Raw genomic sequence first — 26,427 nt, 5'->3', positions numbered from 1 at the left:
CAAGTGTTCGATTCTTGCCCCAAACAGGTGAGGTCGGTACGGGGAGGTAGACTTAATCGTGTCTGGCCGGACGCATGCCCGCGCGTGCCCTGAGCGAACCTGTGTGGGATGCCGGGTGCGAGCGGCCAAGAGCGATCTGCTGCGGATCGTGGTGAACAAGGACGAGTGCGTTCCTGATCATCGCGGTACGCTGCCCGGCCGGGGTGCGTACCTGCACCCCGCCGTGGCTTGTCTCGACCTGGCGGTCCGCCGCCGAGCGTTCCCGAGGGCCTTCAGGGTCCAGGGCCCGCTCGAAACAGCGGAACTACGTCACCACGTCGAACGGCCGGCACCGCAGTGAAGAAGTACGGCACGGAACACCGTGCGGTCAGGTACCTCGCGAGTTGGAAGTAGGTCGAGATTGCGATGAGCACTCGATGAGTACGCGATGAGTACGCCCATGAAGTAGCGACGGTCCGGCGGTAACCCGGACCTCAAAGGAGCGAAGTGGCTAAGGTCCGGGTATACGAACTCGCCAAGGAGTTCGGTGTGGAGAGCAAGGTCGTCATGGCCAAGCTCCAAGAACTCGGTGAATTCGTCCGTTCGGCGTCCTCGACTATCGAGGCGCCGGTCGTGCGCAAGTTGACTGATGCTTTGCAGGGTCCCGGCGGCAACGCCGGCAAGACCGCTGCCAAGCCCGGCGCGCCTCGCAAGGCCGCCCCCTCGCCCGCGGCGCCGTCTCCGGCCGCCGCGGCACGTCCCGCTGCCCCGAAGCCCGGCGCCCCGGCACCCAAGCCGGCCCCCGCCGCGCCTGCGGCGCCGGCCCCGGTCACTCCGGCCGCGCCCGCCGCGAGCAGCACCCCCTCCACGGCTCCGGCCGCCTCGGGCCCCCGCCCGGGCCCGAAGCCCGCGCCCAAGCCGGTCACGCCGGCTCCGGCCGCACCTGAGTTCACCGCGCCTCCGTCGGCTCCCGCCGCCGGTCAGCGCCCCGGTGGCGCCGCCCAGGGACCCCGTCCCACCGGCGACCGCCCCGAGCGTCCGGCCCGTCCGGGTCAGGGCGCACCGCGTCCGCAGGGCCAGGGTGCCCCGCGTCCGCAGGGCCAGGGCGCTCCCCGTCCGGGCGGTGCCCGTCCGGCCGGTCCGCGTCCGGGCAACAACCCCTTCACCTCGGGTGGCTCCACCGGCATGGCGCGTCCGCAGACGCCCCGTCCCGGTGGCGGCGCTCCCCGTCCCGGCGGCCCCGGTGGCGCTCCGGGCGCCCCGCGTCCGCAGGGTGGCCCCGGCGGCGCTCCGCGTCCGCAGGGTCAGGGCGGCGGCGCTCGTCCCACCCCCGGTGGCATGCCTCGTCCGCAGGCTCCCCGTCCGGGCGGCGCGCCCGGCGGTAACCGTCCCAACCCGGGCATGATGCCGCAGCGTCCCGCTGCCGGCCCGCGTCCCGGTCCCGGCGGCGGTGGCCGTGGTCCCGGTGGCCCCGGTGGCCGTCCGAGTGGTCCCGGCGGTGGCGGCGGCGGTCGTCCCGGCTTCGCCGGTCGTCCGGCCGGTCCCGGCGGTGGCGGCGGCGGCTTCGCCGGTCGTCCCGGTGGTCCCGGTGGCGGCGGCGGCGGTCGTCCGGGTGGTCCCGGCGGTGGCGGCGGCTTCGGCGGTCGTCCCGGTGGCTTCGGTGGCCGTCCCGGCGGTCCGGGTGGCCGTGGTGGCACGCAGGGCGCCTTCGGTCGTCCCGGCGGTCCCGCGCGTCGCGGTCGCAAGTCGAAGCGTCAGAGGCGCCAGGAGTACGAGGCCATGCAGGCCCCGTCCGTGGGCGGCGTGATGCTGCCTCGCGGCCACGGCGAGACCATTCGCCTGTCGCGCGGTGCCTCCCTCACCGACTTCGCCGAGAAGATCGGCGCCAACCCGGCGTCGCTCGTCGCGGTGATGATGAACCTCGGTGAGATGGTCACGGCCACGCAGTCCGTGTCCGACGACACGCTGACGATGCTCGGCGAGGAGATGAACTACACCGTTCAGATCGTCTCGCCGGAGGAAGAGGACCGCGAGCTCCTCGAGTCCTTCGACATCGAGTTCGGCGAGGACGAGGGCGGCGAAGAGGCTCTGGTCTCCCGTCCGCCGGTCGTCACCGTCATGGGTCACGTCGACCACGGTAAGACCCGACTTCTCGACGCGATCCGCAAGACGAACGTCGTCGCGGGCGAGGCCGGTGGCATCACCCAGCACATCGGTGCCTACCAGGTGGGTACCGAGGTCAACGGCGAAGAGCGTCGCATCACCTTCATCGACACCCCGGGTCACGAGGCGTTCACCGCCATGCGTGCCCGTGGTGCGAAGTCGACCGACATCGCGATCCTCGTGGTCGCGGCCAACGACGGCGTCATGCCGCAGACGATCGAGGCGCTCAACCACGCCAAGGCCGCCGGCGTCCCGATCGTCGTCGCGGTCAACAAGATCGACGTCGAGGGTGCGGACCCGACCAAGGTCCGCGGTCAGCTGACCGAGTTCGGTCTGGTGGCCGAGGAGTACGGCGGCGACACGATGTTCGTCGACATCTCCGCCAAGCAGGGTCTGCACATCGACTCCCTGCTCGAGGCCGTCGTCCTCACCGCCGACGCCTCGCTCGACCTGCGGGCCAACCCGAACCAGGACGCGCAGGGTATTGCGATCGAGTCCCACCTCGACCGTGGTCGTGGTGCCGTCTCGACCGTCCTGGTCCAGCGCGGAACGCTGCGCATCGGCGACACCGTGGTGGTCGGCGACGCGTACGGCCGCGTCCGGGCGATGCTCGACGACAAGGGCAACAACGTCGAGGAGGCGACCCCGTCGACTCCCGTCCTGGTCCTGGGTCTCACCAACGTCCCGGGTGCCGGCGACAACCTCCTGGTTGTCGACGAGGACCGTACGGCCCGTCAGATCGCCGAGAAGCGCGCCGCGCGTGAGCGCAACGCCGCCTTCGCCAAGCGCGTCCGCCGGGTGTCCCTCGAGGACCTCGACAAGGTGCTCAAGGCCGGTCTCGTCCAGGAACTCAACCTCATCATCAAGGGCGACGCGTCCGGTGCGGTCGAGGCCCTCGAGGCCTCGCTGCTCCAGCTCGACGTCGGCGAAGAGGTCGACATCCGTGTCCTGCACCGCGGTGTGGGTGCGGTCACCGAGTCGGACATCGACCTGGCCATGGGCTCCGACGCCATCGTCATCGGCTACAACGTCCGTGCGGCCGGCCGTGCCGCGCAGATGGCGGAGCGCGAGGGCGTCGACGTCCGGTACTACTCGGTCATCTACCAGGCGATCGAGGAGATCGAGGCGGCGCTCAAGGGCCTCCTCAAGCCGGAGTACGAAGAGGTCGAGCTCGGTACGGCGGAGATCCGCGAGGTCTTCCGTTCGTCCAAGCTGGGCAACATCGCCGGTGTCCTCATCCGCTCCGGCGAGGTCAAGCGCAACACCAAGGCGCGCCTCGTCCGCGACGGCAAGGTCATCGCCGAGGACCTCACGATCCACGGTCTGCGCCGCTTCAAGGACGACGTCACCGAGATCCGCGAAGGCTTCGAGGGCGGTATCAACCTCGGAAACTTCAACGACATCAAGATCGACGACGTCATCGCGACGTACGAGATGCGCGAGAAGCCGCGCGCCTGATCGCGTCCGATCGCAGCAGTGAGCCGGGGCCGGTCGGCGGAAAGTATTCCGTCGATCGGCCCCGGCCGTTGCGTGTAGCGTTTCCGGTGTTCCCGCCGAGTGGTCGGCGGGAACACCGAACCCGAACCGGCGGGACATCCGGACATACATGTATGTGGGGACACTGTCCTTCGATCTGCTCCTCGGCGACGTTCGTTCGTTGAAGGAGAAGCGCTCCGTCGTCAAGCCGATCGTCGCCGAGCTCCAGCGGAAATTCGCGGTGAGCGCGGCGGAGGTCAGCGGCCAGAACCTCCATCGGCGGGTCGAGATCGGGGTCGCCATGGTGTCGGGGGACTCGGGACACCTCAGCGACGTACTGGACCGGTGCGAGCGGCTCGTCGCCGCCCGTCCCGAGGTGGAGCTGCTGTCGGTGCGCCGCAGGCTCCACACTGATGAAGACTGATGTTGAGCAAGGCAAAGAAGGAGAAGGACCAGTGGCCGACAACGCGCGGGCGAAGAAGCTGGCAGACCTCATCCGGGAGGTGGTCGCCGAGAAGCTGCAGCGCGGCGTCAAGGACCCCCGCCTGGGTACGCACGTGACCATCACGGACACCCGCGTCACCGGTGACCTGCGGGAGGCCACGGTCTTCTACACGGTCTACGGCGACGAGGAGGAGCGGGCGAGCGCCGCGGCCGGCCTGGAGAGCGCCAAGGGCGTCCTCCGTTCGGCCGTGGGCCGCGCGGCGGGGACCAAGTTCACCCCGACCCTGACGTTCATCGCCGACGCCCTCCCGGAGAACGCCAAGACCATCGAGGACCTCCTCGACAAGGCGCGGGCCTCGGACGCCCAGGTGCGGGAGGCGTCCTCGGGCGCCCACTTCGCGGGCGAGGCCGACCCCTACAAGAAGCCGGGCGAGGACGAAGCCGCCGAATGAGCAACGCAGCACGCACGCCCGACGGCCTTGTCATCGTCGACAAGCCGTCGGGCTTCACCTCGCACGACGTCGTGGCCAAGATGCGGGGGATCGCGAAGACCCGCCGGGTCGGCCACGCCGGCACGCTCGACCCCATGGCCACCGGCGTCCTCGTCCTCGGCGTGGAGCGGGCGACCAAGCTCCTCGGTCACCTCGCGCTGACCGAGAAGGAGTACCTGGGCACCATCCGCCTGGGCCAGACGACGGTCACCGACGACGCCGAGGGCGAGATCACGGCCTCCGTCGACGCATCCAAGGTGACCCGCGAGGGCATCGACGCGGGCGTCGCCGAGCTGACCGGTGCCATCATGCAGGTGCCGTCGAAGGTCTCCGCGATCAAGATCGACGGCAAGCGGTCGTACGCGCGCGTGCGCGGCGGCGAGGAGTTCGAGATCCCGGCCCGCCCGGTCACCGTCTCCTCCTTCCAGGTGTACGACGTCCGTGAGGCGACCGCCGAGGACGGCACCCCCGTCGTCGACCTGGTCGTCTCCGTCGTCTGCTCCTCCGGTACGTACATCCGGGCGCTCGCCCGGGACCTCGGCGCGGGCCTCGGCGTGGGCGGGCACCTGACCGCGCTGCGCCGCACCCGGGTCGGCCCGTACAAGCTGGACTCGGCGAAGACGCTCGACCAGCTCCAGGAGGAGCTCACGGTCATGCCGGTCGCCGACGCGGCCACGGCGGCGTTCCCCCGGTGGGACGTCGACGAGAAGCGGGCCAAACTGCTGCTCAACGGCGTCCGCCTGGAGATGCCGGAGTACCCGGCGGGTCCCGTCGCGGTCTTCGGGCCCGAGGGGACGCTGCTGGCGCTCGTGGAGGACCAGCGGGGCAAGGCCAAGAGCCTCGCCGTCTTCGGCTGATCCGAGCGGTTCGGAGCCCATCGTCGGCTCACAGTGAGGGCGGGCACGCGCGCGTGCCCGCCCTCACTTGTCTCCCCCCTTTGCCTCCCCCTGCGAGAGCCTGTCCGGCGGAACGCCGAAGAACCACCCGATCAGGGAGGCGCTCGGAGTGAAGGGGGGAGTGACAGGGGGCGCGTTCCTTCGTCGTGGTCCTCCGTGTGATCACCGGCGACCTACCGTCGACACCATGGGACGCGGGGACCTGGCGACGCTGGTGCGGATCTGCGATCTGGCGGGCCGGCCTCGCGGCACCGGATTCCTCGCCGACCACCACGGAACGGTCGTCACCAGTCACGAAGCCGTCGACGGGCTCAGCCGTGTCGTCCTGCACGCCCCCGGCGACCGGACCTGGCTCGCCGAGGCCGAGGCCGTCACCCCGCTGCCGGAGAGCGGCCTCGCGCTCGTACGGACCGAAGGCCTCGACGTACGGCCGCTGCCGCTCGCGACCCGAACCGAGATCGAACCCGGCACATACGTACGGATCGCCGCCCACGGCTGGCGCGAGGCGCGCGTGCTCGGCCCCGCCGCCGTCACGTACACCGCCACCGACCGCTTCCACGCGCTCGCCGACGCCCTCGAACTCGCCATCGGCACCGAGGGCGCCGAGGCCCTCCGCCTCGGCGGACAGGCCGCCGGCGGCCCCGTCCTCGACACCACCACCGGCACCGTCCTCGCCGTCCTCGGCACCGCCCTGCACGGCGACCGCCCGGCCGCCGGATACGCGGTGCGACTGCGCCCCGAAGGCCCCCTCACCGCCCTCCTCCGGCGCAACGCGGCCACCGTCCCCGCCTACGGACCCGACCTCAACCTCGCCGGAATCCTGGAACTCACCGCCACCTCCACCGGCCCCGTACGGGACCCCGACCCCTGGCCCGAGCCGGTCGAACGCCCCGAGTGCGTCCGCGAGTTCGCCCGCTTCACGGCGGGCGAGGCGCCGGTCCTCGCCCTCGTCGGCGCCCCCGGCACCGGCCGCACCACCGCCCTCGCCGCCCTCTGCGCCCGTCGCGCCCGGGGCGTCGCGCCCGCTCCCACCGTCCGGCTGCGCGGGGCCGACCTGCGCGCCGAGGACCGCTCACTCGCCGAGGCCGTCGGCCGGGCACTCCAGCAGGCCGGCCGGATCGTCGCCGCCTCCGGGGCGCTCGGCGACACCACCACCGCCACCCCCGAACGGGCCGCCGCCCTCGCCCACGAGGCGGGCCGCCCGCTCCTCGTCGTCCTCGACGGCCCCGAGGAGATGTCGCCGCACCTCGTCCACCGGCTCGCCGACTGGACGACCGCCACCGAGGACTGGCTCCGCGCCCACCACGTCCACCTCGTCACCGCCTGCCGCCCCGAGCACTGGGAACGCGCGGGCGCCCTCTACCGGCCGGGCGCGCTGCACCGGCCGGCGACGGGCCCCCGGGACGGGGTGCCCGGCGGACTGCCGGCCGCCCTCGTCCTCGGGCCGTACTCCGCGGCCGAGGCCCAGGCCGTACGCGAGGGGTACGGGCTCGGGGAGAAGGACCTCGCCGAGGCCGACGCCCGCCACCCGCTGGCCCTGCGGCTGCTCGCCGAGGTGCGGGCCGCACTGCCGGCGGACGTCCCCGGGCGGCCGGGGCGCGAGGAGATCTTCACCGCGTACCTCGACCTGATGTGCCTGCGGATCGCCGTCCGGATCGCCGCGGGCTCCCGGCCCCTGCCCCCGGGGACCGCCGTACGACGCCTGGCCGCCCGCGTCACCGGCCAGGTCCACGAGGCGGCCCGCCGCTGCCTCGGCCCCGGGCACGGCGTCCTCGACCGGGTCTCCTTCGAGGAGCTCTTCCCCTGGCGGGAGGGCTGGGCCTCGGCGGTCCTCACCGAAGGACTGCTCGTCCCGGCCGGCTCCGGCTACCGCTTCGCCCACGAGGAGCTGGCGGACTGGGTGCAGGCGGCCCACCTGGACCTGGACGGCGCCCTGGAGGCGCTGCTCTCCCTGGGTCTCGGTTCTCTCGCCGGCCCTGAGGACGCGACCGGACCTGCCGGACCCGCCGGATCCGGCGACCCGCTCGCGACGCCCGTCGTCCCCCGGCAGCGGACCCCCGACGAAGCGCCCCCGCCGGTCCCGCGTCACCGCATCGGCCCCGTCCTCCAGGCGCTCCTGCTGCTCCACCGGGAGCGCGGCCCGGCCGCCCTCGCCCCCCGGCTCGCCGTGCTTGCCGAGGCTCTCGGGCGGTACGCCGACGAGGCGGGCGGATCCTCCGGCGACGGGCCCTGGTGGGCCGCCCGGCTGTTCGGCGAGAGCGTGCGGAGGCTGCCGGACCCCCGGCCGTACCTCCCCGTCCTGCGGCTGCTCGCCGACCGGATCGGGGCAGGCGCCGACCGGATCGGGGCAGGCGTCGAGCCGGACGGGGCGGGCGCCGGCCGGATCGACGCCCGCGGGGGGCGGCACGCGGTGTTCGCCGCGTTCGGGCCCGAGTTCTGGCTGGGGCTGCCGCTCGGGGAGGACGAGCGGATCGATCTGCTGCGGCGGCTCGCCCCCGCCGACCCGCCGCCCGGCGAGGACCGCGGCGAGGGCCGTGGCGAGGGCCCCGGCGAGGGCCCCGGCGGCGAGCGGTCCCTCGCCGCCGTCGCCGGGATGCTCGCCGCCGACCCCAGGGGCGTGCAGCCGCTGCTCTGCCGCTGGTTCGCCGACGACCGGGCCATCCCCGCCGCCCCGGGCGCGACCGTCGCCACCGCCGCCCAGGCCCTGCTGCACACCCATCGGGCACTCGCCGTCGACGATCTGTGCGAGGCGCTCGTCGCCACCGCCCACCCGCTCGCCGACGGCCTCCTCGCCGCCCTCGCCGAGGACGAGCCCTCCGCCGTCTGCCGGGCCGTCGACCGCTGGGCCCACGACGACGGGCGCCCGGAGCGGCGGGTCGCGGCCGCCGCGTACGGGCAGCTCGTCGCCGGTCACGCCACCCGCCCCACCGACCGGGAACTCCTCCGCTTCGCCGCCCTGGCCCTGCTCGCCCGCCCCGGCGACCAGACCCTCCACGGCGCCGCCCTCGGCCTGCTGATCCGCGACCCGCACACCCGGGACCGCCACCTGCCCCGCGCCCTCGCCGAGCCCCGGGTGCCCGCGAGCGCCCTCGTCGAGACCCTCGCGGCCGACCCCGGACCGGTCCTCGCCGCCTTCGGGGCCCGGTTGGACGGCACCGGCGAGGCCCCCGCCGCCGCCCTGCGGGCGCTCGCCGACGTCGACACGCCCGCGCTCGCCCGTCGGGTGGCCTCCCTCGTCCGCGGATACGTCGCCCGCCACCCCGAGGGCGCCGCGCACGTGGCCGACTTCGTCGACCGGCGCTTCGAGTACGGCCCGGCCGCACGGGCCGTCCTCTTCCCGCTGGTCTCCGGCCTGATCCGGGGCCGTCCCGCGCGGGTCCGCCGCGCCCTCGCCCCCGTACTCGCCGCGCCCGGCACCGGCGCCTCCCGGCATCTGCGGGCCGAACTCCTCGACGTACTCCTGGAGCACGAGCGGTACGAGGCCGAGACGGGGGAGTTCACCGTCCTGGCCGCCCTCCTGGAGACCGCCGCGGACGGCGCCGAGCGGCGCAGTGAGCCGCGGACCCGGGCGCTCACCCACCGGGTCGGCGCCCTGTGGGCCCGTACTCCCGAAGGCGCGAGGCTGCTCGACCCGGCCCTCGCGGGGCACGTCCGCGCGCGGCCCGGGTTCGCCACGCTGCTCGCCCGCTGGGCGGTCGGCGACCCCGCCGAGTGGGCGCCGCTGCTCGGTCCGGAGACCCTCCGGGCGCTGCGGAGCCACGGCACTTCCATGCCGATGCGAACCGACGGCCGTGGGCATGGCAGTCTTAGACCTGCGTAATCGGCGAACAGGCGGACGAGGAGCGGTCACAGTGCAGCGCTGGCGTGGCTTGGAGGACATCCCCCAGGACTGGGGGCGCAGCGTCGTCACCATCGGCTCCTACGACGGTGTGCACCGCGGGCACCAGCTGATCATCGGGCGGGCCGTCGAGCGCGCCAGGGAACTCGGGGTCCCCTCCGTGGTGGTCACCTTCGATCCGCACCCCTCCGAGGTCGTGCGGCCCGGCAGCCACCCGCCGCTGCTCGCCCCGCACCACCGGCGCGCCGAGCTGATCGCCGGCCTCGGCGTGGACGCGGTGCTCGTGCTGCCGTTCACCGCCGAGTTCTCCCAGCTGTCCCCGGCCGACTTCATCGTCAAGGTGCTCGTCGACAAGCTGCACGCGAAGGCCGTCATCGAGGGCCCCAACTTCCGCTTCGGACACCGGGCCGCCGGAAACGTCGCCTTCCTGTCCGAGCTGGGCGCCACCTACGACTACGAGGTCGAGGTCATCGACCTGTTCGTCAGCGGCACGGCGGGCGGCGGCGACCCCTTCTCCTCCACTCTCACCCGCCGGCTCGTCGCCGAGGGCGACATGGCCGGGGCCGGCGAGATCCTCGGCCGTCCGCACCGCGTCGAGGGCATCGTGGTCCGCGGCGCGCAGCGCGGCCGCGAACTGGGCTTCCCGACGGCCAACGTCGAGACCCTCCCGCACACCGCCATCCCGGCCGACGGCGTCTACGCCGGCTGGCTGACGGCCGACGGGGAGCGGATGCCCGCGGCCATCTCGGTCGGCACGAACCCGCAGTTCGACGGCACGGAGCGGACGGTGGAGGCCTACGCGATCGACCGTGAGGGCCTCGACCTGTACGGGCTGCACGTCGCCGTGGACTTCCTCGCGTACGTCCGCGGGATGCTGAAGTTCGACACCCTGGACGACCTGCTCGAAGCGATGGCCGGCGACGTGAAGCGCTGCCGGGAGCTGACGGAGGCGTACGACCTGGAGAACCCCCAGGCCGGCTAGCCCTTCGCCGGCCGACGGGAACGGTGGGCGGCCCGCCCACCCGGCCCGCCGGCCCGCCCACCCGGCCCGCCGGCCCGGTCGTCCGGCCCGCCGTTCCCTGAGCCCCGTCGGCTCAGACCACCGCCTCCCGCGCCACCCAGTGGCAGGCCACCTCCTGCTCACCGCCGCCGCCCAGGACCGGCAGGCTCTCGCCGCGGCAGCGGTCCGCGACCGCCGCCGCCTCGCCCGAGGCGAGGACCTGGCAGCGGGCGTGGAAGCGGCAGCCGGACGGGATGCGGGACGGATCCGGCGGCTCGCCGGTCAGCACCACCGGAGCGCCCCCGGACTCCGGAAGCACCGACAACAGCGCCCGGGTGTACGGATGCCGGGGTCGGGTCAGGACGGACTCCACCGTGCCGGTCTCGACGATCCGGCCCAGGTACATCACCGCCACCCGGTCCGCGATGTTCCACGCGAGACCCAGGTCGTGCGTCACCACCAGCGCGGAAAGCCCGAGTTCGTCCCGCAGGCGCAGCAGCAGCGCCAGGATCTCGCCCCGTACGGAAGCGTCCAGCGAGGCCACCGGCTCGTCGGCGACGATGAGTTCCGGCTCAAGGACCAGCGCGCCCGCGATGACGACGCGCTGCCGCTGCCCGCCGGACAGCTCGTGCGGGTAGCGCAGGAAGAAGCGCTCCGGCGGGCGAAGCCCGGCCCGCGCGAGGGCCCCGGCGACCGCCTCCCGCTCGTCGCCGGTGTATCCGTGGATGCGCAGCCCCTCCGCCACCGCGTCGTACACCGTGTGCCGGGGGTTCAGCGAGCCGCTCGGGTCCTGGAGGACCAGCTGGGCCCGCTTCCGGTACGCCTTGAGGGCCCCGGCGCCGTACCCGAGCGGCTTCCCGTCGAAGGCGACCGTCCCCGACGTGGGCCGGACCAGGCCGAGGAGCGAGCGGGCCAGCGTCGTCTTGCCGCAGCCCGACTCCCCGACGAGGGCCACGATCTCGCCCGCGCCGATGTCCAGGTCCACCCCGTCGACCGCCCGTGCGGGCGGCGCGCCCCGCCGCCCGGGGAAGGTGACGTGCAGCCCCCGCGCCGACAGCAGTGACGCCGCCGCCGTCTCCGTACGCACGGCCGTCTCCGTACTCATGACGCACTCCCCACATGGACGCAGGCGGCCCGGTGATCCGTGCCCGCCTCCCGTAGCTCCAGATCGAGTTCCCCGCAGGCGTCCACCGCCACCGGACAGCGCGGATGGAAGGTGCAGCCGCCCGGCAGGTCCGCCGGGTCCGGCGGGTCGCCCGGCAGTCCGCGCGGCGCACGCCGGGACGCGAGGTCACCGACGCGCGGGAACGCCGAGGACAGCGCGCGGCCGTAGGGGTGCTGAGCGGCCTCGTACACCGCCCTGGCCGGACCCTCCTCGACGACCCGGCCCGCGTACATCACCGCCAGCCGGTCACAGGTGTCGGCGAGGACCGCGAGGTCGTGGCTGATCATCAGGAGGCCGATGGACTGCTCGGCGACGAGTCGCTCGATCAGCCGCAGGATCTGCGCCTGGATCATCACGTCGAGCGCGGTCGTCGGCTCGTCCGCGACGATCAGCTGCGGATCGCAGGCCAGCGCCATCGCGATCATCACGCGCTGCCGCTGTCCACCGGACAGTTCGTGCGGATAGGCAGCCGCGCGCGCGGCGGGCAGACCGACGTGTTCGAGCAGCTCGCCGGCCTTCCTGCGGGCCGCCGCCGGGGTCGCCCGGCCGTGGACGAGCAGCGGCTCGGCGATCTGGTCCCCGATCCGGTGCACGGCGTTGAGCGAGTGCATCGCGCCCTGGAAGACGATCGACGCCCCCGCCCACCGCACGGCCCGGAGCCGGCCCCACTTCATGGCGAGGACGTCGTCGCCGTCGAGCAGGATCCGTCCCTCGACCCGCGCCGACGCCGGAAGCAGGCGCAGCAGGGCGAGGGCGAGCGTGGACTTGCCGCAGCCGGACTCGCCCGCCACACCGAGTTTGCGGCCCGGCTCCAGGGTCAGGTCGACCCCGCGCACGGCGGGCACGGCGGCCGCGCCCGACCCGTACGTCACCCTGAGGTCCCGTACCTCCAGGAGGCTCTGTGCGTTCATCGCCCCGCCCCCAGCTTCGGGTTGAGTACGGACTCGACGGCCCGGCCGCACAGCGTGAACGCCAGCGCGACCAGGGCGATGGCGATGCCGGGCGGGGCCAGGTACCACCAGTGCCCGGAGGAGACCGCGCCGGCCTCGCGGGCGTCCTGGAGCATGCCGCCCCAGGAGACGACCGTCGGGTCGCCGAGCCCGAGGAAGGCGAGGGTCGCCTCGGTGAGGATGGCGGTCGAGATGCCGAGCGTGGTCTGCGCGAGCACCAGCGGCATCACGTTCGGCAGCACGTGCTTGCTCATGACGTGCCCGTGTCCGCCGCCGAGCGCGGTCGCCCGTTCGATGTACGGGCGGGACTCGACGGCGATCGTCTGGGCCCGCACCAGGCGGGCCGTGGTCGGCCAGGAGGTCACCCCGATGGCGATGACGACCGTCCACATCGACCGGGACATGACGGTGGCGAGCACGATCGCGAGGACCAGGGTCGGCATCACCAGGAACCAGTCGGTGATCCGCATGACGACGGTCGAGAACCAGCCGCCGTAGTGCCCGGCGATGATCCCCACGAGGGTGCCGATGGCGACCGAGAGCGCCGCCGCAAGGAGTCCGACGAGCAGCGAGATCCGCGCCCCCCAGATCAGCAGACCGAGCAGCGAGCGGCCGAACTGGTCGGTGCCCAGCGGGAATTCGGCGCTCGGCGACTCCAGTGCGGTGCCCGGGGCCTGCGTCACGGACTGCACGTCGGCGCCGACGGTCCACGGGGCGGTCAGTGCGAGCAGCGCGATGAGGGCGAGCCCGGCGAGGCCGAAGAGCCCGGCGCGGTGGGTGCGGTACGCCTTCCAGAAGCGGGACACCGAGCCTCGGCGGCGTTCCCATCGCAGCGAGGCCGCCGACGGCAGTGTCGGCTCGGTCGAGGTCATCGGCCCACCCTGGGGTCGAGCAGCGGATACAGCAGGTCGGCGATCAGGTTCATCAGGATCATCGCTCCGGCGAAGACCACGAACAGGCCCTGGACGAGCGGCAGATCGGGCACGCTCAGGGCCTGGTAGAACAGCCCGCCGAGCCCCGGCCAGGAGAACACCGTCTCCACCAGGATCGAACCGGCCGCCACGTGGCCCAGATTGATGAAGATCATGGTGACGGTCGGCAGGAGCGCGTTCGGCACGGCGTGCCGGCGCCGCACGTCGTCGTCGCGCAGCCCCTTCGCCCGCGCCGTCGTCAGATAGTCGCCGCCCATCTCGTCGAGGAGCGAGGAGCGCATCACGAGCAGGGTCTGCGCGTACCCGACGGCCACGAGCGTGACGACCGGCAGTACGAGGTGGTGGGCGACGTCGAGGACGTACGCGAAGCCGGTCTCGCCCGTACCCGACTCCATGCCGCCGGTCGGGAAGAGCCCCGGGATCGGGCCGATGCCGACCGAGAACACGATGATGAGCAGCAGCCCGAGCCAGAAGGAGGGCACCGACCACAGCGTCAGCGCGATCCCGGTGTTCAGCTTGTCGCCGAGCCCGCCGTGGCGCCAGGCCGAGCGGGTGCCGAGCCAGAGCCCGAGCGCCGAGTAGATCACCACGGCGACGCCGGTGAGCAGCAGCGTCGCGGGCAGCTTCTCCGCGATCAGGTCGCCGACCGGGGCGCGGAACTGGAACGAGGTGCCGAGGTCGCCGCTCAGTGCCTTGGCGCAGTAGTCGGTGAACTGCTGCCACAGTGGCAGATCGAGCCCGAACTGGCGGCGCAGAGTGGCGAGTTGTTCGGCGGAGGTGGGCACGCCGTGCGTCATCGCCTTCACCGGGTCGCCGGGGATGATCCGGAACAGGAAGAAGCTGGTGACGAGGACGGCGAAGAGGGAGACGAGCGCGCCGCCCAGCTTGCCCGCCGCGTGGCGGAGATAGCCGAGGGAGGAACCGGTGCGGGGTGCGCCGTCCGTGGCGCGGGCCTCTTCGGCCCGCACCACGTCGGCGGGGGTGCTCGCTGTCGTCACGGACTACTCGCGGTCGTCGGCGGTGGTGCGACGGCGACGGGCGGTCCAGACGCCCACGGCGACGAGGACGAGCGCGACGGGGCCGAGGATCAGCCAGATGGTCGTCGAGGAGCCGGAGCTGTCGCCGCCGGACGCGGAGGCCGTGGGCGTGGCCGACCACCAGCTCCAGTAGCCGTCCTGGCCCCACAGGTTTCCGGCGGCCTCGGGCATGGTCGTGATGGACGCGATCTGGTCCGTGCGGTACGCCTCGAGGGCGTTCGGATAGGCCATGATGTTCATGTACCCCGTGTCGTACAGCCGGGACTGCATCCGCTTCACCAGATCCGCCCGCTTGGCGGTGTCGTACTCCACCGCCTGCTGCGCGTAGAGCCCGTCGAACTCCTTGTCGCAGATGAAGTTGTCGGTGGCCCCGGAGTCCTTCGGCGTCGCGGGGAGCGTGCCGCAGGTGTGGATCGACAGGACGTAGTCCGGGTCGGGATTGACCGACCAGCCGTCGAACGCGAGGTCGTAGTCACCCTTGACCCACGGGTCCGAGACGCTGTCCAGGCACTCGACCTTCAGGCCGATGCCCAGCGCGCCCCACCACTCCTGGAGGTACTTGCCGACCGCCTTGTCGTTCGGGTCGGTGGCGTGACAGAGGATCCGGAACTCCAGCGGCCTGCCGTCCTTGCCGACCCGCTTGCCCTCGGCGTTCTTCCGGTAGCCGGCCGCGAGGAGGACCTTCTCCGCGGCGACGGGGTCGTACGACCGCTTCTGGGCGTCTTCGGGCTTCCAGAAGTACGAGCCGAAGCGCGGCGGGATGTAGCCCTGGCCCTCGACCGCGTGGCCCTGGAAGACCTTGTCGACGAGGGTGGTGCGGTCGACCGCGAGGAAGAGCGCCTTGCGGACGGCCGGGTCGAGCAGCGCCTGGTGGCCGTTGCCGAAGGTCTTGCCGTCCTGGGCCTTCGCGCCGGGGTTGGTGGCGATGGCGTAGAAGCGGCGGCCGGGGGCGTCGTTGACCTTGACGTTCTTCTGGGTCTTCAGCGCAGCGGCCTGGGCGGGCGTCAGATTCGGTACGAAGGACACCTCGCCCTTCTGGAGGGCGGCGACGGCGGCGTCCCCGTCCTTGTAGTACTTGAAGACCAGCTCGTCGAACTTCGGCGTGCCCCGCCAGAACGTCTCGTTCGGCTTGAGCTTGATGTACTGGTCGACCTTGTAGTCCGTGATGACGAACGGCCCGTTGCCCACGATGGGGAACTGCTTGTCGTTGTTGAACTTCGAGAAGTCGCCGACCTTCTCCCAGACGTGCTTCGGCACGATCGGCACGTCGAGCGCGGTCATCGTGGCCTGCGGCTTCTTCAGGCGGATGACGAGCGTCTTCGGGTCGGGTGCGGTGACCTGCGCGAAGTTGGCCGTGAAGCTGCCGTTGGCGGTGGCGGCGTTCGGGTCGGTCATCATCTTGTTGAAGGTCCAGGCCGCGTCCTCGGCGGTGGCCGGCTGCCCGTCGGACCACTTCGAGTTCTCGCGGATCGTGTACGTCCACGTCAGCTTGTCCGCCGAGGGGCTCCACGCCGTCGCCAGGCCCGGGATCGTGCGGGCGTCCTTCGCGTCGTAGTTGGTGAGGTACTCGTAGGCCAGCCGGTGGATGCTGGTCGAGGTGAGCTTCTGGGCGAGGAAGGGGCTCAGCGAGTCGATGCTCTGCGAGACGGCGACGGTGAGCGTGTTCCCCGCGGACTTGTCGTCCTCCGCGGCGGCGGTACCGGGGACGGCCACGAGCGAGACGGCGGTGACACCGGAGGCGAGCAGCAGACGGAGCGCTCTGTGAGTGGGGGTGTGACGGGGTGGAACCTTCGTGACCATGACCATGGGACGTGACCTCGCGTCGGGGGATCTGTCGTGGATCTTGGGCTGACGGTGAGTGAAGCGAAGGTTTATCAGCGGTGGTCTGCCGTCGTCAACGATCCCTCAAACCCCTTGTGGACTGCGGGAATGCCAAGAGGCCCCGTACCGGGGAACCGGTACGGGGCCTCATTGGTCTACTCCTGTGACGCCTTACTGCTGAGGGGCTGGCGGAGCCTGCGGAGGCTGCTCCTGCGACCAGTTCGGCGGCGGGACCTGCCCCTGTCCCTGGTCATGGCCCTGCCCCTGACCCTGCGGCTGCCCGTGACCGTGATCCTGCGGATCGGCCTGCGGAGGCAGCGGCTGACCCGGCTGCGGCTGCTGCCAGCCCTGCGGCATACCGGGCTGGCCGGGAGGCGCCCCGAACGGCTGTCCGGGTGCGGGCTGTGCTCCGTACGGCTGACCCGGCGCGGGCTGCCCGGGCATCGGCTGCTGCCCCGGCACGGGCTGAGCCCCGTACGGCTGTCCGGGTGCGGGCGGCGTGCCGTACGGCTGCCCCGGTGCCGGCTGCTGCGGCGGGTACGGCTGGCCGGGCTGGCCGGGCGGCTGCTGGCCGGGGAACGGCTGCCCCGGCATCTGCTGACCGGGCATCTGCTGACCGGGCATCTGCTGTCCGGGCATCTGCTGTCCGGGCGTCGGCTGGGCACCGTACGGCTGCCCCGGTACGGGCTGTCCGGGCGCGAACTGCCCCGGCACCGCCTGGCCGGGCAGGGGTTGCCCCGGCATCTGCTGACCGGGCATCGGCTGTCCGGGCATCTGGTGGCCCGGCATCGGCGGGGCCATGTGCGGCGGCAGCGCGCCCTGGCCGTCGCCGGTCCACAGACCCTGCACCTGCTGCGCCCGTACGAAGTCCTCGGCCACCATCGCCGAGAGGTGGAAGTACGCCTCCCGGGTCTTCGGCCGCATCATGTCGAGGTCCACCTCGGCGCCGGCCGACAGATGCTCGTCGAAGGGCACGACCACGACGCCGCGGCAGCGGGTCTGGAAGTGCTGCACGATGTCCTCGACCTTGATCATCTTGCCGGTCTCGCGGACCCCGGAGATGACCGTGATGGAGCGCTGCACCAGGTCCGCGTAGCCGTGCGCGGAGAGCCAGTCCAGCGTCGTCGACGCGCTGGACGCGCCGTCCACGGAGGGCGTGGAGATGATGATCAGCTGATCGGCGAGGTCGAGCACCCCGCGCATCGCGCTGTACAGCAGACCCGTACCCGAGTCCGTGAGGATGATCGGGTACTGCTTGCCCAGGACGTCGATCGCCCGCCGGTAGTCCTCGTCGTTGAACGTCGTCGAGACGGCCGGGTCCACGTCGTTGGCGAGGATCTCCAGACCGGACGGCGCCTGCGAGGTGAACCGGCGGATGTCCATGTACGAGTGCAGGTACGGGATCGCCTGCACCAGGTCACGGATGGTCGCCCCGGTCTCGCGCCGCACCCGGCGGCCCAGGGTTCCGGCGTCCGGGTTGGCGTCGATCGCCAGGATCTTGTCCTGCCGCTCGGTCGCGAGCGTCGCGCCGAGCGCGGTGGTCGTCGTGGTCTTGCCGACACCGCCCTTGAGCGAGATGACCGCGATCCGGTAGCAGGAGAGGACGGGGGTCCGGATCAGCTCCAGCTTGCGCTGCCGCTCCGCCTCCTCCTTCTTGCCGCCGAGCTTGAAGCGGGCGGCGCCGCCGCCGGGCGTCCGGCTGGACTTGGGCTTCTGCTTGTTGTTCCGCAGAAGACGGTCGGAGGACAGCTCGACGGCCGCGTTGTAGCCGAGCGGGGCGCCCGGCACGGACCGCTCCCGCTGATCGTGCGTCACGGGCGAGGGCCAGGCGGCCCCGGTCCGCGGGTCGACGGGCTGCCCGTCGTGCGGCGGCTGGGGGGCCGGGGCCTGCGGGGGTACGGCGGCGGGGTGCGGGTAGCCGTAACCGCCCTGCGCCTGCGGCGGCACGCCACCGGGGGCCCCGGGCTGTCCCCCTGGGCCCTGCGGCCCGGGAGGTGCCCCCAGCGGGTAGCCGTAACCGGCCTGCTGCGGAGGCGTCCCGGGGTGCGGGAAGCCGTAGCCGCCCTGGGGGCCGGGAGCCGGGGGCTGGGGCTGCGGGGCCTGCGGAGTGTGGGGCGCCTGGGGGTAGCCGTAACCGCCGGGGCCCTGGGGCTGGTCGTGCGGGGCCTGCTGGGCGTGGGGCGGCTGCGGGGGCAGGGCGCCGGGGTGCGGGTACCCGTAGGCGCCGGGCGCCTGGGCCTGCGGGGGTACGGGGCCGGGCGCGCCGGGAGTCGCGGGCGGCGGCCATGCGGCGGCGGGCGGCAGCGGCGCGGCCTGGGGCTGCGGCTGGGCGCCCGGCTGCGCGGGCCACTGCTGGGCGGGCCCGGGAGCGGCCGGCTGGAACGACGGCGGGAGCGGCGGCAAGCCGCCGCCGGCCTGCGGCCCGGCGGCCGGGAAGGGCTGCCCGGGCGCGGGCGCGGGAGCCGGAGCGGCACCGGGGAACGGACCGGGGGCCGCGTCGGGACCGAAGCCCTGTGGCGCGGCGTCGGCCGGCGGGTAGGGAACGGGAGCCATCGGCTCCGTCAGTGCTTCGGGAGCGGCCGGGACGGCGTCCGGAGGGGCCGCGTCGCCGGAGACGTCCGCGGGTACGGCGTCGGTGACCGGTCCGGCGTCCGCGTCGGAGTCCGCCTCGGCGCCCTCGGGGCTCGGGCTCGTGCTCGCCACGGCATCGGCGGCCCGGTCGGGCGCGGACTCGTCGTGCGCTTCCGGCACCTCGGGCGCTTCGGCGGAGAGGGCGTGTTCCGTGCCGGACTCCGTCACGTCCGCCGCTTCGACGCCGGCCGTTTCGGCCTCGGCCGGGGCGCTGTCGTCGGCGGTCGCGGCCGGTTCCTCGGCGCCGGCCCCGGGCGTCGCCGAGGTGGCGGGGGCGGCCGCGGTGGCCTCCGCCGCGCGCTCCGCGATCTCGCGCTGGAGTGCGGCGGGGGAGAAGCGCATGGTCGAGCCGCTCTCGACGTCCCCGCCCCCGAACGGCGCGGCGGGCGCGGGTGCCGGAGCACCCGGCAGCGGGACGGGCGGCGGGAAGGCACCCGGCGACGAGGCGTCGGGAGCCGCGACAACGGGAGGCGTGACAAGGGGAGGCGTGGCGACCGGCGGCGTGACAACCGGGGGCGTCACCGCGGGAGGCACAACAGCCGGAGGCCCGGCCACGGGAGGCATCCCGACCGGAGGCATCCCGACCGGAGGCATCCCGACCGGAGGCATCCCGGCCGGAGGCACGTGCCCGGCGACCGGAGGCGTACCCGTCGCAGGTCCACCCACCACGGGCGGGCCGGGCACAGGGGTGCCGGCCAGGGGCGTGCCCCCGGCAGGCGTGCCCGCCGCCGGAGTCCCCGCGTTCCAGCTCGGCTCGAAGCCGCTGCCCGCCGGGAGGCCCGGGACAGGGACAGGGACCGGGACCGGCGCTCCGCTCGGCGGCGGGGGAGTGGCACCGCCGGCCCCCGCACCGCCCGACGCGTTCTGCGTGTACCAGGCCGGCGGGGTGTAGTCGATGGTGAACTCACCCGTCATCTCGGCGGGATCCGCGTCGGACTGATCGTCGGCGGGCGGACTCCAACCCCCGTGGATCTCGTCGCGATCGCCGTTCACTTTGCCTCCTGGTGTGGTCGAGCACCCTTGTGCCGTTGTGGGCGGGGCTCTTCCACCCTAAACGGCGCGGGCAACCCCCGGGCAGGCCCGACGGCCCCTCCGCGCCCGTCCCCATGACCCGCTCCGGTCGCCAAGTGACCTGAGTGCGTCGCAGAGTGAGAACCCCGACCGTTCAAAACGATGCAAAAACGGACGTACTTGAACGACTTCATGCCGTTCGGTGCCGTTCAGTCCATCCTGCGCGCGGCGCCCAACAATCCGGTCTCGGCGTCGGTGCCCTGCGTCATGACGAACTGGCGGTCGCTCGGCGTACACCAGAGCGTCACTCCGTCCGCGAGCGTGGAGAGCGCCTCGTACTCGTGGCGCGGCAGGCTCATGATGCGGCCGATCTGTGTGGCCTCGTCGGGCGAGACCCGCTGGACGCCGACCAGCGAGGACTTCTCCAGGAGCCGGGGTGCGACCGGGCTCAGATAGGGCAGCAGCGTGACCACCGACTGCCAGGGCGCCGACACGACGCGGCCGCGCGGCGGCCGCATGCCGCAGTCGCGGATCACGACCACGGGACTGCCCGCGGACGCGCCCTGCGGCGGCACGCGTCCCACGTCGTGCAGCGCGATGCACGGCTGGCCGCCGCCGGCGGCCTGCGCGAGCGCCGTCCAGGCCTGCGCACGGCCGGTCTCGACCGCCACCCGGGCACCCGTGGCGGCGGCCCGGAGGGCCAGCACCTGGGCGGTCCACAGACCGCCGATGAGCGTGATGTCGTACGGGACGGGCCGGTTGATGCCGAGCACGGCGGGCCGGCTCTCGGCGTCGACGCCGATCACCATGCCGTCGTCGCCGACCGGCAGGGCCAGCGCCTCGAGTTGGTCGAGGGGGACGGAGTGCCGGTCGCGGCGCGGCCCGACGAGCCCGAAGCCGAAGCGGGGCTTCGTGGCCCGGCCCGTACCCCGGGAGCCGGCGCCCCGGGAGGCGGCCCGGCCGGTGCCACCGGCGCCCGAACGGGCCGGCGTACCGAAGGAGGAAGAGGAGGCGGCGTGGGACATCAGCGCGCACCCCCCAGCGGAAGCGTCGCGAGGATGCCCGGCACCTGTTCACGGTCGAGTCGCACGAGTCCCGTCCTCACCCCGCGCGCGGCGCGCTCCAGTTCGTGCCGCGCGGCCACCAGTTCCTCGTCGCTGCGCCCGGTGATCCGTACGTGTCCGGTCACCGTCACCTCCTGCCGGTCCCCGCCGCTCAGCGTCAGGCTGAACGTCGTCGCGAGCGCGGGCAGCGAGGTCAGCAGGGCCACCAGCTGCGGCATCGAGGCCCCCGAGCCGCCCTGCCCGCCGAGCTGGGGCCAGCGCCCCACCCAGTACGTGGTGTGCCGCCGGTCGTCCACCCGCCAGGTCCGTGCGGTCTCCTGGGTCCGGCGTGCCTGTGTCTGCCCCCGGCCCGCCTGCGCTATCGCCATCGGGCTGGCGCACGTCGAGGTGGCGAGCGCCGAGACGAGTTCCTGCTCCGTCAGCACGCTCGCCGCGAACCCGGCGCCCGCGAGCCGGCTCGCCAGCTGGTCCGCCGCCCGCACCACGCACTTCTGCGCGCCCTTGAGGCCGCCGCCGCGCGCGGCGACCGCCTCCGGGCAGAGCTCGGGGTCGAGCTTGAGCGCGATCCAGGTGATCCGCACGGCGGGCGAACCCGTCTGTGCCTGGAGCGGCCCGTAGTTGCGCGCGGCCATCGACTGCGCGGGCAGGTGGGGTGCGGGAGCGGGCTGCGTGTGCTGCACGATCTGCGCCGACTCCAGGCGGATGCCGTCCACGCTCAGGACGTCCCGGACGAGCCCGACGGGCAGCGGCGCGGCCGCGCGGTCCGGGCGCAGCGCCGTGCCGTCCGCCTCGACCCGCAGGACCGCGGTCAGGAAGGTGCCGTCGCCGACCATGCCGACCGGTCGCCGGTCACGATCGCTGTACGCGTAGGTCCGCAGGGCCGGGTCGCACTCCACGACCGGCGCGAGCCCCGGCTCGGTGCCCTCGGGCACCGTGAACGAGGACGCCTTGCGGGTACGCGTCCGCAGCGCGAGGAACGTTCCGAGCCACTCGGGAAGCGAGCGGCGGTGCCGGCGGACGACCGCCATCAGCACGAGTACGACGGCGACCACGCCCGCGGGGACCATCAGCATCGGCTCGACGACCCAGGCGACGAGCATCAGTGCCGCCGCCACCTCGATCAGTACGAGCTGTTGCAACTGGAACGAACCGAAGTGTCCCGGGCGCGCCTGGAGCTTCGGCGAGACCGAGGAAACAGGCCCCGTGGACGGGGGTGCGGAGGCGGTGGCCGCGGCGGGCCGCGTCCGCGTCGCGGAAACCATGATGGAGAATCCCCCTCAATTCATCCCGATCACCCTGGCCCGCCAGGGCATTGGCGGCCGGATCACCCTACCCGCCCCACGAACCCCACGGGACAGCAGGCATAGTAGGGGGCCGGTCCGACAGCCGGGACCCGGGTGTCACCTCCCCCGGCTCCCGCGCGAAGATCGCGCCTGACGAGAATGGGGACTCATGGCATCGCGGCGGGACGAGCTCAACGCGTACACCTTTGCGAAGAAGCGCACGGTGGCGGCATTCCTCCAACCCTCGCCCTCCGGTACGGAGGAGGGGGCACCGAAGCCGCTGCGCGCGATCCTTCCCGGGTTGATCGTCGCCGCGCTCGTGGTGGCCGGTTTCGGCGCCTGGGGCATGTTCAAACCGCAGGCCCCCAAGGGCTGGGACACCCCGGGCACCCGGGTGATCGTCGGCAAGCAGTCGACGACCCGGTACGTGGTCCTGGAGACCGGCAAGGGCAAGGACAAGAAGACCCTGCTCCACCCCGTGCTCAACCTCGCCTCCGCGCGGCTCCTCCTCGACCCCGAGCAGTTCCAGGTCGTCCAGGTCGCCGACAAGACGCTCGACGAGGGCAAGGGCACGCCCCCGCGCGGCCCGATCCTCGGCATTCCGTACGCCCCCGACCGGCTGCCCACCGCGGACGAGGCGGGCAAGGCGAAGCGCTGGGCGGTCTGCGAGCAGCCCGGTGGCGGCACGGGCGCCAGCGTCCAGAAGGCGACCTTCGTCTTCGCCCAGCGGGATCTGAAGCTCACCGACGACAAGAGCAAGCTCGACGACGGGGAGATCCTGTACGTCAAGGGGCAGGCGGGCGCGGCCCAGTTCCTCATCGACCACACCGGCACCAAGTACCCGGTGAAGGCCGAGTCCACCGGACTCCTCACCGCCCTGGTCGGCCTCGGCAAGGAGCCGCAGGCGGTCACCGACGACTGGCTCGCCACGCTGAAGACCGGCGACGCGATCGACTTCCCGCGCATCGACAGCAACGAGGTCGGCCGCACCACCCAGATCCCCGGCTCCACCCTGACCGAGACCGAGAGCCGGATCGGCAACGTCCTGCTCGCGCCCACCGGTTCCGGGCCCCAGAACTACGTCGTCCTTCCCGGGAAGGTGCAGCCGGTCACGCCGTTCACCGCCTGGCTGCTCATCAACGCCCCGCAGACCCGGTCCCTCGACATGGACGGCGAGGCCACCCCCGCCGACGCCTCCTCCTTCGTCCCGGACCCGACCGTCTTCCACGGCGAGGTGAACTGGCCGAAGAAGAGGTCCGACCAGGTCAACTCCGTCACCGGCCCGGACGCCCGCGACACCGTCTGCAGCATCCTCACCGAAGTCGGCGAGAAGGGGCAGACGACCCTCGCGACCTGGGCCGGTCCCCAGTACCCCGCCGACATCACCGCGGGCGGCAGCAGCACGTACGTCACCCCCGGCACCGGCCTGCTGTACACCCAGACCCAGGGCAAGCAGCAGACGCCCGACGGTTCGCTGTTCCTCGTCACCGACACGGGGCTCCGCTACGCGGTGCAGGCCAACGGCGACAGCGACTCCGCCCGCTCCGAGATCGGCGCCGGCGACAAGGAGAAGCCGACCGACGGACGCCCGGAACCCAGCGACGCCCAGAAGCGTCTCGGCTACGACAAGGTCGTGCCGGCCCGGGTCCCGATCGAATGGTCCGAGTTCCTTTCGAAGGGCCCCCGGCTCGACTCCAACAGCGCGGCCCAGCCGCAGGGTTCCTAGGGGGTGGCACCGATGACGACGACCACCCGCGCTGCGGCCCTCCTCGCCGCGGGCACCCTCACCGCGCTCCTCGCGGCCCCCGGCGCGGCCTCGGCCGCCCCCGGGCCCCGTGAAGGCGCCGGCGGCACTCCCGTCCTCGACGGCAGCGGCGAGTGCACCTTCCCCATGAAGAAGCAGATCGCGGACACCCCCTGGCCGCTCCAGCGGGTCCTCCTCGACGAGCTCTGGCAGGACACCAAGGGCAAGGGCGTCAGGGTCGCGGTCATCGACACGGGCGTCGACGACGTCAACCCGCAGCTGAAGTCCGCCGTCGACGCCAAGGCGGGCAAGGACTACCTCAAGCCCGACAAGAAGAACCCGGGCTTCGGCGACGAGCAGCGCGGCAAGACCGACGGCACCGTCGACCAGGTCGGCCACGGCACCAAGGTCGCCGGCATCATCGCCGCCCGCCCCCACAAGGGCACCGGATTCGTCGGCCTCGCGCCGGAGGCGACGATCATCCCGATCCGGCAGAACGACGAGAAGAACAGCGGCAAGGCCGACACGATGGCGGAGGCCATCACGTGGGCCGTCGCCAAGGGCGCACACGTCATCAACATCTCGCAGGACACCACCCAGCGCCTCGGCCCCGAGACGGCGATGGCCAAGGCGGTGGCCGAGGCCATCAAGAGGGGCGTCGTCGTCGTCGCCTCCGCCGGCAACGACGGCATGGACGGCACCTCCAAGCTGACCTACCCGGCCGCCTTCCCCGGTGTCCTCGCCGTCGCCTCCTCCGACCGGAACAACGAGCGCGCCGTGTTCTCCCAGGCGGGCCCCATGGTGGGTGTCGCCGCCCCCGGCGTCGACATCGTCTCCACGGTCCCCGGCGGCGGCCAGTGCGTCGACAACGGCACCAGCTTCTCCGCGCCGTACGTCGCCGGTGTCGCCGCCCTGCTGCGCGCCGAGCACAAGGACTGGAGCGCGGCCCAGATCGTCGCCCGGATCGAGCAGACCGCCGTCCGCTCGGTCAACGGACGTGACGACTACGTCGGTTGGGGCGTGGTCGACCCGGTGCGGGCGCTCGCGGACACCCCCGGGACGCCGCCCGCGGCGCCCACGCCCGACCCTCGCCCGCCCAAGCCGCCGGCTCCCGAGCCGGCGCGTCTGGCGCTGTCGGAGACGCCTCAGGAGCGCTCCGAACGGCTCGCCACCTACACGTTGGGGATCGGTGTCGTCCTGGTGGCCGTGGTCGCCGGGACCGCCACCGTGATCCGCGACAGCCGCCGCGGAAGGGGGGCCCGTTGACCGGCGTGTCGGTCAAGTATCCCGACCCTCCTTTGCAGTTGGAACTGCCGCCGTCAATGGTTAAAGTGACCGCTGGGCGCACGACAGTGCGATCCCAGCACGGGGGCGGCATCAGAAGATTCCCGTCCGCATCACGACCGGATGGCCCGACGGCCCAGCCGTCGACGTCACCGAAGGAAGAAGGGGCAAGATGTCGAAAGACCTGAACGTAACCAGTGCCGAACAAGTCAAGCTCGCCGGCCGGATCCAGGACTTCTCCGACGAGCTCCAGTCCCGCATCACCTCGCTCAACAGCGTGGTGGACCGCGTCCAGGCGGGCTGGCAGGGTGCTGCGAGCAAGGAGTACGACCGGGTCCAGAACGACCTGAACCAGCGCCTGCGCAGCATGCGCCAGGAGCTCTCCAACCTCGAAGAGATGATGCGCATGAGCGCCGACGGGTTCTCGCGCGAGGAGGAGGACCGCCTCCGGTCCTTCCGCACCATGGACAACAGCGGCGGCGGCCAGAGCGCCATCCTGGGCGTCTGAGCCCCGTCCTCACCCACTCCTCCGCGCCACTCTCACTTCAGGAGTCATCATCATGACCACTGCGGTCAATTACGACACCGTGACGCAGGCGGCGGCCGACACCCGCCTGACCTCCACCACGCTCACCCAGAAGCTCGACGACCTCATGGCCGAGGTCAACCGTGTCGCCTCCAACTGGGAAGGTGAGGCGAAGGTCGCCTACCGCGAGACCCAGGACCGCATCACTCGCGACATGGCCGGCATGAACCAGGACCTGGCGCGCATCGCCCAGCTCCTCGACGAGTCGGTCATGGGCTACCAGGACACCGACAAGGGCAACGCCGCCCGGTTCCGCATGATGTGAGACCCGGCGAGCACGCGTGAGGGGGTGGCCCGTACGACGGGCCACCCCCTCACGTATGTCCGCGCGTCACCGCAGGTCGAACTCGCCGTCCCGGGCCCCGAGGACGAACGCGTCCCACTCGGCCTTCGTGTACCGCAGCACCGTGTCCTTGTCGAGGGACGAACGCATCGCCACCGCCCCCTCGGGGAGCCGGGCGATCTCCACGCGCTCCTCGTCCGGGCTCGTCCCGGGAGCGCCCTCCCACGAGACGCCCGAGATGTCGAGCGCGTACAGCTCGTCCTTCTGGCGCTGCTTCTCGGCGGCCAGAGCGGCGTCGGCGGCGCTGTCGGCGCTGGTCGTGCTCGTGTCTGCGTCGGTCATCGGCGCG

Annotated in this window: 20 protein-coding genes; 11 read left to right on the top strand and 9 right to left on the bottom strand. The window is 73.0% G+C overall.

Annotated elements, in window-relative coordinates:
- Positions 1-58: 58 nt before the first annotated feature.
- From E0F75_RS14645 to E0F75_RS14615, 7 genes are all read left to right on the top strand, one after another.
- Positions 59-340: a YlxR family protein gene (locus E0F75_RS14645; protein WP_187622975.1), complete on the top strand. Its 282-nt coding sequence runs from the start codon at positions 59-61 to the stop codon at positions 338-340.
- A gap of 146 nt (positions 341-486) precedes the next feature.
- Entirely contained in the window at positions 487-3,600 is a 3,114-nt protein-coding gene (infB, locus tag E0F75_RS40415) for a translation initiation factor IF-2 (RefSeq protein WP_187622974.1), read from the top strand.
- A 148-nt stretch (positions 3,601-3,748) separates the two neighbouring features.
- Positions 3,749-4,042 (top strand): DUF503 domain-containing protein, encoded by a 294-nt coding sequence (locus tag E0F75_RS14635; RefSeq protein ID WP_187622973.1) that lies wholly within the window; start codon positions 3,749-3,751, stop codon positions 4,040-4,042.
- A 31-nt stretch (positions 4,043-4,073) separates the two neighbouring features.
- Positions 4,074-4,514 (top strand): 30S ribosome-binding factor RbfA, encoded by a 441-nt coding sequence (gene rbfA / locus E0F75_RS14630; RefSeq protein WP_187622972.1) that lies wholly within the window; start codon positions 4,074-4,076, stop codon positions 4,512-4,514.
- Positions 4,511-5,410, top strand: coding sequence for a tRNA pseudouridine(55) synthase TruB (truB, locus tag E0F75_RS14625; RefSeq protein ID WP_187622971.1), 900 nt, complete (start codon positions 4,511-4,513; stop codon positions 5,408-5,410). Before rbfA ends, truB begins: the two co-directional genes overlap by 4 nt.
- 226 nt (positions 5,411-5,636) lie before the next feature.
- Positions 5,637-9,269 (top strand): serine protease, encoded by a 3,633-nt coding sequence (locus tag E0F75_RS14620; RefSeq protein WP_187622970.1) that lies wholly within the window; start codon positions 5,637-5,639, stop codon positions 9,267-9,269.
- 31 nt (positions 9,270-9,300) lie between these two features.
- Entirely contained in the window at positions 9,301-10,269 is a 969-nt protein-coding gene (locus E0F75_RS14615; protein WP_187622969.1) for a bifunctional riboflavin kinase/FAD synthetase, read from the top strand.
- 112 nt (positions 10,270-10,381) lie between these two features.
- Here the strand turns inward: E0F75_RS14615 and E0F75_RS14610 are convergent, their stop codons facing one another.
- The 8 genes from E0F75_RS14610 to eccE form a co-directional block, all read right to left on the bottom strand.
- Complete coding sequence (locus E0F75_RS14610; RefSeq protein WP_187622968.1) at positions 10,382-11,392, bottom strand: ABC transporter ATP-binding protein; 1,011 nt, start codon at positions 11,390-11,392, stop codon at positions 10,382-10,384.
- Positions 11,389-12,363, bottom strand: a complete 975-nt coding sequence (locus E0F75_RS14605; protein WP_187622967.1) for an ABC transporter ATP-binding protein — start codon at positions 12,361-12,363, stop codon at positions 11,389-11,391. Before E0F75_RS14605 ends, E0F75_RS14610 begins: the two co-directional genes overlap by 4 nt.
- The gene (locus tag E0F75_RS14600; protein ID WP_187622966.1) at positions 12,360-13,274 is read right to left on the bottom strand and encodes an ABC transporter permease; all 915 of its coding nucleotides are present in this window, start codon (positions 13,272-13,274) and stop codon (positions 12,360-12,362) included. The genes E0F75_RS14605 and E0F75_RS14600 overlap by 4 nt, the downstream gene beginning before the upstream one ends.
- Positions 13,271-14,332 carry an ABC transporter permease gene (locus E0F75_RS14595; protein WP_030322438.1) on the bottom strand — a complete coding sequence of 354 codons (1,062 nt, stop codon included), beginning with the start codon at positions 14,330-14,332 and terminating at the stop codon, positions 13,271-13,273. The genes E0F75_RS14600 and E0F75_RS14595 overlap by 4 nt, the downstream gene beginning before the upstream one ends.
- Positions 14,333-14,335: 3 nt before the next feature.
- The gene (locus tag E0F75_RS14590) at positions 14,336-16,171 is read right to left on the bottom strand and encodes an ABC transporter substrate-binding protein (protein WP_187623221.1); all 1,836 of its coding nucleotides are present in this window, start codon (positions 16,169-16,171) and stop codon (positions 14,336-14,338) included.
- A gap of 192 nt (positions 16,172-16,363) precedes the next feature.
- On the bottom strand, positions 16,364-19,816 hold the full coding sequence (locus tag E0F75_RS14585; RefSeq protein WP_187622965.1) for an SCO5717 family growth-regulating ATPase: 3,453 nt from the start codon (positions 19,814-19,816) through the stop codon (positions 16,364-16,366).
- 227 nt (positions 19,817-20,043) lie between these two features.
- Positions 20,044-20,859 carry a hypothetical protein gene (locus E0F75_RS14580; RefSeq protein ID WP_187622964.1) on the bottom strand — a complete coding sequence of 272 codons (816 nt, stop codon included), beginning with the start codon at positions 20,857-20,859 and terminating at the stop codon, positions 20,044-20,046.
- Positions 20,859-22,160, bottom strand: coding sequence for a type VII secretion protein EccE (eccE, locus tag E0F75_RS14575; protein ID WP_187622963.1), 1,302 nt, complete (start codon positions 22,158-22,160; stop codon positions 20,859-20,861). The genes E0F75_RS14580 and eccE overlap by 1 nt, the downstream gene beginning before the upstream one ends.
- A 190-nt stretch (positions 22,161-22,350) precedes the next feature.
- On the opposite strand from eccE, the gene eccB reads away from it, so the two are divergent.
- The 4 genes from eccB (at position 22,351) to E0F75_RS14555 (ending at position 26,060) form a co-directional block, all read left to right on the top strand.
- Complete coding sequence (gene eccB, locus E0F75_RS14570) at positions 22,351-23,907, top strand: type VII secretion protein EccB (RefSeq protein ID WP_187622962.1); 1,557 nt, start codon at positions 22,351-22,353, stop codon at positions 23,905-23,907.
- A gap of 12 nt (positions 23,908-23,919) precedes the next feature.
- Positions 23,920-25,191, top strand: a complete 1,272-nt coding sequence (mycP, locus tag E0F75_RS14565) for a type VII secretion-associated serine protease mycosin (RefSeq protein ID WP_187622961.1) — start codon at positions 23,920-23,922, stop codon at positions 25,189-25,191.
- Positions 25,192-25,381: 190 nt separating this feature from the next.
- Entirely contained in the window at positions 25,382-25,717 is a 336-nt protein-coding gene (locus tag E0F75_RS14560) for a WXG100 family type VII secretion target (protein WP_187622960.1), read from the top strand.
- A 52-nt stretch (positions 25,718-25,769) separates the two neighbouring features.
- Positions 25,770-26,060 carry a WXG100 family type VII secretion target gene (locus E0F75_RS14555; RefSeq protein WP_187622959.1) on the top strand — a complete coding sequence of 97 codons (291 nt, stop codon included), beginning with the start codon at positions 25,770-25,772 and terminating at the stop codon, positions 26,058-26,060.
- Between the two features lie 66 nt (positions 26,061-26,126).
- On the opposite strand, the gene E0F75_RS14550 is transcribed toward E0F75_RS14555, so the two are convergent.
- Positions 26,127-26,420: a DUF397 domain-containing protein gene (locus E0F75_RS14550; RefSeq protein WP_187622958.1), complete on the bottom strand. Its 294-nt coding sequence runs from the start codon at positions 26,418-26,420 to the stop codon at positions 26,127-26,129.
- Between the last annotated feature and the right edge of the window lie 7 nt (positions 26,421-26,427).

The sequence above is a fragment of the Streptomyces sp. CB02980 genome (genome assembly GCF_014451325.2).
GTDB lineage: Bacteria > Actinomycetota > Actinomycetes > Streptomycetales > Streptomycetaceae > Streptomyces.
Note: the sequence above shows the minus strand (reverse complement) of the source record. Positions and strands in the feature narration are given on the sequence as shown.